The organism is Mesorhizobium sp. M1A.F.Ca.IN.020.06.1.1 (assembly GCF_004023265.1).
Taxonomy (GTDB): domain Bacteria; phylum Pseudomonadota; class Alphaproteobacteria; order Rhizobiales; family Rhizobiaceae; genus Mesorhizobium.
Window position 1 is genome coordinate 1 of record NZ_RZSR01000154.1, and the last position, 8,618, is coordinate 8,618.

Annotated in this window: 11 protein-coding genes; 2 read left to right on the forward strand and 9 right to left on the reverse strand. The window is 64.1% G+C overall.

The window, feature by feature from the left end; genetic code table 11:
* A partial coding sequence (locus EOA60_RS09635; RefSeq protein WP_164899247.1) for a nitrogen regulation protein NR(II) occupies positions 1-941 on the reverse strand: 941 nt, incomplete at its 3' end.
* Complete coding sequence (gene dusB, locus EOA60_RS09640; RefSeq protein ID WP_095825429.1) at positions 938-1,966, reverse strand: tRNA dihydrouridine synthase DusB; 1,029 nt, start codon at positions 1,964-1,966, stop codon at positions 938-940. The genes EOA60_RS09635 and dusB, both read right to left, overlap by 4 nt.
* A 139-nt stretch (positions 1,967-2,105) precedes the next feature.
* Here dusB and EOA60_RS09645 point away from each other — a divergent pair, with 139 nt between their 5' ends.
* Together EOA60_RS09645 and EOA60_RS09650 are read left to right on the forward strand one after the other, a co-directional pair.
* A complete protein-coding gene (locus EOA60_RS09645; RefSeq protein ID WP_067321361.1) occupies positions 2,106-3,323 on the forward strand; it encodes a bifunctional 2-C-methyl-D-erythritol 4-phosphate cytidylyltransferase/2-C-methyl-D-erythritol 2,4-cyclodiphosphate synthase in 1,218 nt (405 codons plus the stop codon).
* A complete protein-coding gene (locus EOA60_RS09650; protein WP_095825430.1) occupies positions 3,320-3,802 on the forward strand; it encodes a CinA family protein in 483 nt (160 codons plus the stop codon). Before EOA60_RS09645 ends, EOA60_RS09650 begins: the two co-directional genes overlap by 4 nt.
* On the opposite strand, the gene EOA60_RS09655 is transcribed toward EOA60_RS09650, so the two are convergent.
* The 7 genes from EOA60_RS09655 to EOA60_RS09685 all read right to left on the reverse strand — a co-directional run.
* A complete protein-coding gene (locus EOA60_RS09655; RefSeq protein WP_066989693.1) occupies positions 3,799-4,275 on the reverse strand; it encodes a type II toxin-antitoxin system RatA family toxin in 477 nt (158 codons plus the stop codon). The genes EOA60_RS09650 and EOA60_RS09655 overlap by 4 nt on opposite strands.
* 7 nt (positions 4,276-4,282) lie before the next feature.
* The gene (lipA, locus tag EOA60_RS09660; protein ID WP_066989925.1) at positions 4,283-5,248 is read right to left on the reverse strand and encodes a lipoyl synthase; all 966 of its coding nucleotides are present in this window, start codon (positions 5,246-5,248) and stop codon (positions 4,283-4,285) included.
* 130 nt (positions 5,249-5,378) lie between these two features.
* Entirely contained in the window at positions 5,379-5,636 is a 258-nt protein-coding gene (locus EOA60_RS09665) for a GlsB/YeaQ/YmgE family stress response membrane protein (RefSeq protein WP_067321367.1), read from the reverse strand.
* A 102-nt stretch (positions 5,637-5,738) separates the two neighbouring features.
* Positions 5,739-7,184, reverse strand: a complete 1,446-nt coding sequence (lpdA, locus tag EOA60_RS09670) for a dihydrolipoyl dehydrogenase (protein ID WP_095825431.1) — start codon at positions 7,182-7,184, stop codon at positions 5,739-5,741.
* Positions 7,185-7,210: 26 nt separating this feature from the next.
* Positions 7,211-7,849 carry an SGNH/GDSL hydrolase family protein gene (locus EOA60_RS09675; RefSeq protein WP_095825432.1) on the reverse strand — a complete coding sequence of 213 codons (639 nt, stop codon included), beginning with the start codon at positions 7,847-7,849 and terminating at the stop codon, positions 7,211-7,213.
* Positions 7,846-8,265, reverse strand: coding sequence for a hypothetical protein (locus EOA60_RS09680; RefSeq protein WP_095825433.1), 420 nt, complete (start codon positions 8,263-8,265; stop codon positions 7,846-7,848). Before EOA60_RS09680 ends, EOA60_RS09675 begins: the two co-directional genes overlap by 4 nt.
* 16 nt (positions 8,266-8,281) lie before the next feature.
* Positions 8,282-8,618: 2-oxo acid dehydrogenase subunit E2 (locus EOA60_RS09685; protein ID WP_206628116.1), on the reverse strand; the 337-nt coding region annotated here is incomplete at its 5' end.

The following is an 8,618-nucleotide window of genomic DNA, read 5'->3' on the forward strand; positions in this document are numbered from 1 at the left end:
GGCAGGATGTCCTCGGAAACACCGGGGCCGTTGTCGTGCACGCAGAATTCCAGCGGCAGCGAGACGCGGTCTTGCGTTCCCGGCACGGAAACGCGGATGCCGGGCCGGAAAGCCGTCGACAGCACGATCTCGCCCTGCGGGTCGGCGCCGATCGCCTCCGCGGCGTTCTTGACCAGGTTGAGGAACACCTGGATCAGCTGGTCACGGTTCGCATAGACTGGAGGAAGCGATGGATCATATTCCTCCAAGATCTTGATTTTTTTTGCAAAGCCGTTCTTGGCGATCGCTTTCACATGATCCAGAACGACATGGATGTTGACGGGAAAGCGCTCGATCGGCCGCTCGTCGGAAAACACTTCCATGCGGTCGACCAGCGACACGATGCGGTCGGTCTCGTCGGTGATCAAGCGGGTGAGCGCACGGTCCTCGTCGGAGGCTGAGAGCTCGAGCAGTTGCGCCGCGCCGCGGATGCCGGAGAGCGGGTTCTTGATCTCATGCGCCAGCATGGCCGCCAGGCCGGTGACAGAACGGGCCGCACCCCGATGTGTCATCTGCCGGTCGATCTTGTCGGCCATCGACCGCTCCTGGAACACCACCACGACCGAGCCGGGAAACTCCGGCACCGGGGCGACATAGAGGTCGACCATCTTCTCGATGCCGAGGCGCGGCGAAGAGACGTCGACGCGGTATTCGTTGACCGGCGCGCGGCGCTCGCGCACCTGGTCGACCAAGGTCAGCAGCGGACTGCCGAACGGGACCAGCTTGGACAACGTGTTGCGCGCCAGCATGGTCGCGCTGGAGCGGAAGAAATCCTCTGCATCCGCGTTGGCGAAGGTGATGAAGCCATCGGCATCGACCATGATCACCGGGCGGCGGATGGTGTTCAGCACGATATTGGCGGCATCCGCGGTGTCGGCCGGCTGTGGGAGGTTCGTATTCATGCCGCGCTCCGCAATTCTGGCGATGCCGCGCTTTCGGTAAAGGCTTGGCGCAGCCCGGCGATCACTTCAGCCGGCTCGAAGGAAGTGAGGATGTGCTTGCGCCGTTCCGCCGAAGCACGAGTCGCGTGCCTGTCCAGATACCAGCCGAGATGCTTGCGCGCCTGGCGGAGCCCGCTTTCGACGCCGTAGAGCGAGAGCATGTCCTCGTAATGCGCAACCACGTAGTCAGCGAGCCTCTTGGGCGTTTCGGGAATATCGGTTGCAGACATGCCAGCGGCGGCTGCCGCGATGCTGCCGGCGGTCCACGGCGCGCCGTAATGGGCACGGCCGATCATCACCGCCTCGGCGCCTGATTGATCCAGGATCGTCGCAGCCTCTTCCGGCGAGCCGACATCGCCATTGGCCACCACCGGGATCGAGACCGCTTCCTTGACGCGCGCAATGGCGCGCCAATCGGCCTTACCCTGATAGAACTGGCAGCGCGTGCGGCCGTGGACGGTCACCATGCGCACGCCGGCCAGCTCGGCGCGGCGCGCCAACATCGGCGCGTTGAGCGCGCTTTCGTCCCAGCCGAGCCGCATCTTGACCGTCACCGGCACCGAAACGGCATCGACCACCGCCTCGATCAGCGAGAGCGCGTGATCGAGATCGCGCATCAGCGCCGAGCCGGCATAGCCGCCCGTCACCTTCTTTGCCGGGCAGCCCATGTTGATGTCGATGATGTCGGCGCCCTCGCCCGCCGCGATTCGCGCGCCCTCGGCCATGTGCGCTGCCTCGCGGCCAGCAAGCTGCACCATATGGACGGGCAGCCCGGAATGGCGGATGCGCAGATCGCAGCCGGCCCTGCCCTTGGCCAGTTCGCCGCTCGCCACCATTTCCGACACGACCAGCCCGGCACCATGCGCATGCGCACGCTGACGGAACGGCTCGTCGGTTATGCCGGACATCGGCGCCAGGAACACGCGGTTGCGTATCCTTACGCCGCCGACGTCGAGCGGCGAAGCCAATGTGGTCAATTCAGGCATGCACAAAAACCAAGCATGTTCGATTGCTGCACATTGTGTAGCCAGATGCAAGCCATTGTGCAACGCGCAATGACGTCACATTAAGGCGCATTTTGGAAAATGCTGGCCTTCCCTGCCAGCCGCGACTAAGCCTCTCGCCATGACTGACACAAGTGAAAAACCGGACGGCAAGGTCGGCGTGGTCATTGTCGCCGCCGGCCGCGGCGCCCGTGCCGGACAGGCCGAGGGGCCGAAGCAGTATCAGCGCATCGGCGGACGCGCCGTCATTGCGCATACGCTGGAAAGATTCCTGTCACATCCAGCCGTCGGGCCAGTGGTGGTGGCGATCCACGCCGACGACCGCGAGCTGTTCGAGCGCGCGGCGGGAGCTAATGCTACGCACACGCTCATCGTCATGGGCGGTCCGTCCCGCCAGGCTTCCGTCCGGCTGGGACTTTTGGCGCTGAGGGAGCAGGCGCCGGCAAAGGTGCTGGTGCATGATGCGGTGCGCCCGTTTGTCGACCATGGGCTCATCGACCGAACCATCGAGGCCATCGGCGAGCGTCAGGGCGCCCTGCCGGCGCTGCCCGTCGCCGACACGCTCAAGCGGGAATCGGCCGAGGGCATGATCGAGGAGACGGTGTCGAGGGCCGGCCTGCACGCGGCGCAGACACCGCAAGGCTTCCCGTTCTGGCCGTTGCTGGCGGCGCACGAGAAGGCGCATCATCTCGGCAAAAGCGAGTTCACCGACGACGCGGCGATCGCCGAATGGGCGCATATTCCGGTCAAGATCGTCCAGGGCTCGCCGGACAACATCAAGCTCACCTGGGCAAGGGATATCGCGATGGCCGACCAGCGGCTCTCAAATGCGCTGCCGCGCTTTCCGGACATCCGCACCGGCAATGGCTACGATGTGCACGCGTTCGAAGCGGGCGACCATGTCACTCTGTGCGGGGTCACTATCCCCTATGACCGGAAACTCTCCGGCCATTCGGACGCCGATGTCGGGCTTCATGCGCTCACCGATGCGTTGCTCGCCACCTGCGGCGCCGGCGACATCGGCACGCATTTCCCGCCGTCGGACCCGCAATGGAAGGGCGTTGCCTCGAAAATCTTCGTCGAGCATGCGGCGACGCTGGTGCGCGAGCGCGGCGGGCGCATCGCCAATGCCGATATCACGCTGATCTGCGAGGCGCCGCGGGTGGGGCCGCATCGCGAGGCGATGACGGCGGCGCTGGCGGCGATGCTCGGCATTGCGCCGGAACGCGTTTCCATCAAAGCGACGACCAACGAGAAGCTCGGCTTTGTCGGGCGCGGCGAAGGCATTGCGGCGATCGCGACCGCCAGCGTCGTCTATCCGGGAGACGTGCCGGCATGAGCAACGCGGAATTAGCCAACGCCCTGCTCCAGGCTTGTCAGCAGCGCGGCATCATGCTGGCCACGGCCGAGAGCTGCACCGGCGGTCTGATCATTGCAGCACTGACCGACATTGCCGGCTCTTCCGCCGTGGTCGATCGCGGCTTCATCACCTATTCCAACGAAGCCAAGATGGAGATGCTCGGCGTCTCCGCGGCGACGCTTAAGGCGCATGGCGCGGTCTCGGGTGAGACGGTCAGGGAGATGGCTGCGGGCGCGCTGACGCATTCGCGCGCGAGCCTCTCCCTTGCGGTCACCGGAATTGCCGGCCCGAGCGGCGGCTCGTCGGAAAAGCCGGTGGGTCTCGTCTGGTTCGGGATGGCATTTGCCGGCCAGCCGGCCGTCGTCGAGCGCCAGCTGTTTGGTCATAAGGGGCGGGAATTCATCCGCCACGAGACGGTCCGGCACGCGCTGCAGCTCGGCCTGCGAGCGCTGGCCTAGGCTATCCGCGGATCAGGCGTGCCTTGCGCTGCGCCGTAGATCACGTTCGCTCGCTTCTCGAATGCTTCGGAAAACATGCGGAAGGCGCGATCGAACATCGTGCCCATCAGCGCGCCGAGAATGCGGCTCTTGAATTCGTAGTCGATGAAGAAATGCACTTCGCAGCCGCCATCGGCCGGATCGAAGCGCCAGATGTTGCTGAGATATTTGAACGGGCCGTCGATGTATTTGACGTCGATGGCGTTCTCGTCGGGCTTGAGCAGCACCTGGGTCGTAAAGGTCTCGCGGATCGCCTTGTAGCCGATGCTCATGTCGGCGACGAGGATGGTGCGGCCGTCGCGCTCCTTGCGCGAGCGCACCGTCAGCGCCTCGCAGAGCGGCAGGAATTGCGGATAGGTCTCGATATCCGCCACCAGCGCGAACATCTGTTCCGGCGTGTAGGCGACGCGGCGGGTGGCTTCGAATTTCGGCATGAAAGCGTCAGCTGGCCTTCTTGAGCTGCGCCTCGCGCGCCGCGCGCAGCCTGGCGAAATCCTCGCCGGCATGATGCGAGGAGCGCGTCAGCGGGCTCGAAGCGACCAGCAGGAAGCCCTTCGTCTTGCCGATTGTCTCAAAGGACTTGAACTCGTCCGGCGTGATGAAGCGGATCACCGGATGGTGCTTCTTCGAAGGCTGCAGGTATTGGCCGATGGTCATGAAGTCGACATTTGCCGAACGCAGGTCATCCATGAGCTGCAGCACTTCGTTCCGCTCCTCGCCGAGGCCAACCATGATGCCGGACTTGGTGAAGATCGACGGATCGAGTTCTTTCACGCGCTGCAGCAGCCGGATCGAGTGGAAGTAGCGGGCGCCGGGCCGCACCGTCAGGTAATTCGACGGCACGGTTTCCAGATTGTGGTTGAAGACGTCGGGCTTGGCGGCAACGACGATCTCTAGCGCGCCGTCCTTGCGCAGGAAGTCGGGCGTCAGGATCTCGATCGTCGTTGAAGGCGCGGCGGCGCGGATGGCGTGGATGACGTCGGCGAAATGCTGCGCGCCGCCGTCGTCGAGGTCGTCGCGGTCGACCGATGTGATGACGACGTGGCTGAGGCCCATCTGCTTGACCGCATGGGCGACACGCGCCGGCTCGTCCGCGTCGAGGGCGGTCGGGATGCCGGTGGCGACATTGCAGAAGGCGCAGGCGCGCGTGCAGATCTCGCCCATGATCATGAAGGTGGCGTGCTTCTTGTCCCAGCATTCACCGATGTTCGGACATCCGGCCTCCTCGCACACCGTTACCAGCTTGTGCGACTTCACGATCTCGCGTGTCTCGGCGTAACCCTTCGAAACCGGCGCCTTGACGCGGATCCAGTCCGGCTTGCGCAGCACTTCCTGGTCCGGCCTGTGCGCCTTTTCGGGATGCCGCGGGCGCGGCGCATTGGCGATCGTGTCGAGAACAGTGACCATTTCAAACCCTTCGCGGCCGCCCGCGTCGCGGCCGCCTGTCTGCGTCATCTAGGACTTTTCGGAATAAAGAAAAAGGCCACGCCGGCGCATGCCGCCACGGCCATTTTCGCATAACGGACTTCGCTGGGGCTCAGCGCCGTACCAGCCGGCCGACAAAGATCAGCAGGCAGGCGCCGATGAAACCGGTGATGAGATAGGCGAACCAGCCGGCGCCGAAGGACTGGATGTTGAGAGCCTGTAAGATCGCATTCAGAACGATCGCGCCGACGATACCCAAAATGATGTTCATGAAGATGCCGGTGTTGCTCTTCATGACCATTTCGGCGAGCCATCCGGCCAAGCCTCCGATGATGATGGCTGCTATCCAGCCCACGCCATTCACGTCCATATGCCAATTCCTCCTTGATCAGGTGAAAATGCATCCGGATACGAACTGCTTTGCCCTCAGAATCCTCCGGCTGCCGCGTCTGAGTCTCGCGCGAGCAGTCTATCATGCGTTCAATGCGCGGCCATAGGCGTCGAGCACGCTTTCCTTCATCATCTCCGACAGGGTCGGATGCGGGAAGATCGTGTGCATCAGCTCTTCCTCGGTGGTCTCCAGGTTCATCGCCACGACGAAACCCTGGATGAGTTCGGTCACCTCGGCGCCGATCATATGCGCGCCCAGCAGCTGCCCGGTCTTCTTGTCGAAGATGGTCTTGATGAAGCCCTGGTCCTCGCCGAGCGCGATGGCTTTGCCGTTGGCGCCGAACTGGAAGCGACCGACGCGGATGTCCTTGCCCTCGGCCTTGGCCTTGGCTTCGGTCAGGCCGACCGAGGCGACCTGCGGGCTGCAATAGGTGCAGCCCGGGATCTTCAGCTTGTCGATGGCGTGCACGCCCGGGATATTGGCGATCTTCTCGACGCAGATCACGCCCTCGTGCTCGGCCTTGTGGGCGAGCATCGGCGGCCCGGCCACATCGCCGATGGCGTAGATGCCGGGCACGTTCGTCCTGCCGTAGCCGTCGACCGCGACACAGCCGCGATCCGTCTTGACGCCGAGCGCCTCGAGGCCGAGGCCCTCGATATTGCCTTGTACGCCGACGGCCGAGATCATGCGGTCGGCGGTGATCTTCTCGACCTTGCCGTCCTTCATCTCGACATGCGCGGTGACCGAGTTGGCGCCCTTCTCGACCTTGGTCACCTTGGCCTCGAGCAGGATCTTCATGCCCTGCTTCTCGAACTGTTTCTGCGCGAATTTCGAGACCTCGGCATCCTCGACCGGCATCACCGCCGGCAAAAGCTCGACCACGGTCACATCGGCGCCCATGGTGCGGTAGAAGGAGGCGAACTCGATGCCGATGGCGCCCGAGCCCATCACCAGCAGCGACTTCGGCATCTCCTTCGGAACCATGGCCTCGAAATAGGTCCAGATCAGCTTGCCGTCCGGCTCGATGCCAGGCAGCGCGCGCGGCCGCGCGCCGGTTGCGAGGATGATGTGCTTGGCGGTGTAGGTGCCCTCGCCCTTGACGCCTTTCGGCACCGGCGGCTGCGGCTCCATCGGCTTCTTGGCGGTCTTGGCGACGACGACCTCGCCGGGCTTGGAAAGCTTCGCCTCACCCCAGATGACGTCGACCTTGTTCTTCTTCATCAGGAAGGCGACACCGCCATTCAGCCTGAGAGACACCTTTCGCGAGCGGTCGACGACGGCTGCGGTGTCGGGGCTGACCTTGCCGTCGAGCTTAAGGCCGTAATCCTTGAGGTGGTTCGAATAGTGCATGATCTCCGCCGAGCGCAGCAGCGCCTTGGTCGGGATGCAACCCCAGTTGAGGCAGATGCCGCCGAGATGCTCGCGCTCGACGATCGCCGTCTTGAAGCCGAGCTGGGCGGAACGCACAGCGGTGACATAGCCGCCGGGGCCTGAGCCGATGATAATGACGTCGTAGTTCTCAGCCACGGGTTTCTCCCTGATTTTTCTCGGGGTTAGAAGGAAAGCATCACACGCACGAGGGGCGCCAGCGCCTGACCGATCCGCCGCGTGTTTTCGGCATCGAGATGGACGCCGTCGAGCGGCGTGGTGACGGCGACGGAGCCGGCGTCGAAGAAGCCGCAGCCGGCCTCGTCGGCAAGCGAGGAATATTGCGGCGCCAGCCGCTTCGAGGCGTCATCGCCGCCGGCGAACATTTCCTTGAATTCGGCATTCTCGGTGCGCGTCACCGCGGGCGGCGCGACAATGAGGATCTGCGGAGCCGGCCAGTCGAACGGATAGTCGTGGCCGCGCACGATATCGATCAGGCGCTGCATGCCCTGCTTGGCGGCAACGGGATTGCCGTGGATCCACGGCTTCATGTCGTTGGCGCCCAACATGATGATGATCAGGTCGAGCGGCGCGTGCGTCGTAAGGATCGTCGGCAGCGTTCTCGCGCCGTTGCGGTCGGCACCGGCGAGGTGATCGTCAAAGGCGGTGGTGCGGCCGTTCAGCCCTTCGGCGATGACATCGATGCCGTCGCCCAGCGCCGTCTTGAGCACGCTCGGCCAGCGGTCCTCCAGCGCATGGCGCCCGAGGTTGGCAGCGTCGTAGCCCCAGGTCAGCGAGTCGCCGTAACAGAGAATAGTCTTCATGCGCTTGCCCCACCCCTGCCGAACCCCGCCGACGAGCGCTTGAGTTGCCAGCGCGGCCATTGCACGATGATCGCCGCTGCGCCCGGCAGGATCAGCCCGGCAACGATCGAAAGGTCATTTGCGGTCGCCCGGCTCTCGGCCGGCACCGAAAACGTCCAGCCCACCAGCGCCAGCAGCCCGAGACAGAAAAGCGCAAGCAGCAGCCACAGCATCCCATCGAGCGCCCGCACCGGCTTGCCTCGGAATTGAACGAGGAAGAAGGCGACCGTGACCACAACGACGATCATCACCGTGGCCGCGAAGACCAGAATGCATTCCTCTGTCGCGCCGGTGATGACCGCCAGCTCTTGAACGACAAGTACGCCGGCCAGACCGGAAAGAATGAAGGCGAAAAGGCTGGTGAAGAAATTCCGCACCGCCTTTTTCCCTTCCTTACACCAGCATGCCCATCGGGTTTTCGATCATGCGCTTGAAGGCGCCGAGCAGCTCCGCACCGAGCGCGCCGTCGACGGCGCGGTGATCGGTCGACAGCGTCACCGACATTATGGTCGCGATCTTGATCTCGCCTTTCTTCACGATGGCGCGCTCCTCGCCGGCGCCGACCGCAAGGATCGTGGCGTGCGGCGGGTTGATAACGGCGGCAAAATCCTTGACGCCGAACATGCCGAGATTGGACACGGCCGTGGTGCCGCCCTGGTACTCTTCGGGCTTCAGTTTGCGGCCGCGTGCGCGGCTTGCCAGATCCTTCATCTCGTTGGAGATGACGGAC

What these genes read in the sequence shown, in the direction of transcription:
- EOA60_RS09655 (WP_066989693.1), bottom strand. Translation starts at nt 4,275, where the DNA reads ATGCCGAAATTCGAAGCCACCCGCCGCGTCGCCTACACGCCGGAACAG.
- EOA60_RS09650 (WP_095825430.1), top strand. Translation starts at nt 3,320, where the DNA reads ATGAGCAACGCGGAATTAGCCAACGCCCTGCTCCAGGCTTGTCAGCAG.
- EOA60_RS09675 (WP_095825432.1), bottom strand. Translation starts at nt 7,849, where the DNA reads ATGAAGACTATTCTCTGTTACGGCGACTCGCTGACCTGGGGCTACGAC.
- EOA60_RS09665 (WP_067321367.1), bottom strand. Translation starts at nt 5,636, where the DNA reads ATGGACGTGAATGGCGTGGGCTGGATAGCAGCCATCATCATCGGAGGC.
- dusB (WP_095825429.1), bottom strand. Translation starts at nt 1,966, where the DNA reads ATGCCTGAATTGACCACATTGGCTTCGCCGCTCGACGTCGGCGGCGTA.
- lipA (WP_066989925.1), bottom strand. Translation starts at nt 5,248, where the DNA reads ATGGTCACTGTTCTCGACACGATCGCCAATGCGCCGCGCCCGCGGCAT.
- EOA60_RS09645 (WP_067321361.1), top strand. Translation starts at nt 2,106, where the DNA reads ATGACTGACACAAGTGAAAAACCGGACGGCAAGGTCGGCGTGGTCATT.